Below are 822 nucleotides of genomic sequence, written 5' to 3' on the forward strand. Positions count from 1 at the left end.
AGCGTTCGACGGAGGCCGCGGCCGGGTGGAGCAGCGTGAAGCCTTTGTCGTCGGCGCCCAGCACATAAAGGTAGCCACCCGCCGGGCCGCTGATGGTGAGCTGGCGGGCGGCGCTTGCCGGGGTGGCGACGACCCGGCGGTCTTCGCTGCGCTGGGCGTGCAGCGCCTGGAGGAGCTCGGCAGGCCTTACCTGGCCGGCGCCATCGCCCGACACCCGCGTGGGGGCCGGCGCCAGGGCCGGGTTGCCGGCGAGGCTGAGCTGCTGCCTGCCGGGGCGGGCATCGAGCTGCTGTTGGGCGCAGTGGCGCCAGTCTTCGCCGCCCGGCAGGCCGCTGCGGCTCTCCAGTGCGGCGCGGCCGTCGAGGCAGGCCAGCAGGGCCTGGGTGGCGAGGCCGCCCCGGCTGTCTTCGAAGGCATTGGCGCCTGCGCGGCTGGCGCGGATCAGCAGCGTGTTGTGGCCGGGAGGGGCGGCCCGCGGGGTGTCGCCGCGGCAGGGGGCGGGCACGAAGCGCCCCGTGAGGCCGGTGGGGGGCGCGCCGGCGCCGCGGCCGGTGTCGGCGACCACCACCAGCCGGCCGGCCTTCTGGGCGAGGGTGCTGGTGTAGCGGGACAGCTCGTCGAGGCCGAGGGCCTGGCCGGAGGGGGTGAGCACGGTCTCGATGCAGTGCCCGCCCTGGCTGGACTGGCTGCCCGGGCCGGAGATGTAGAGCAGGGCGCGGTCGCCGTGGCCGATGCGGGCGTCGAAATGGGCCAGTGCCTCGCGCAGGCCGTCGGGGTTGGCGAGGGCGGCGACGGCGGGCTGCTGGATGTTGGCGTCGGGAA

General features: G+C 76.4%; 1 protein-coding gene. It reads right to left on the minus strand.

Translation table 11 applies throughout. The features are described from left to right. Positions 1 to 822, minus strand: an 822-nt coding sequence (locus L6Q67_RS23590; RefSeq protein ID WP_296575974.1) for a caspase family protein, incomplete at both ends; no start/stop codon positions are given.

It is taken from the genome of Zoogloea sp. (assembly GCF_023150065.1).
In the GTDB taxonomy this organism is placed as follows: Bacteria; Pseudomonadota; Gammaproteobacteria; order Burkholderiales; family Rhodocyclaceae; genus Zoogloea.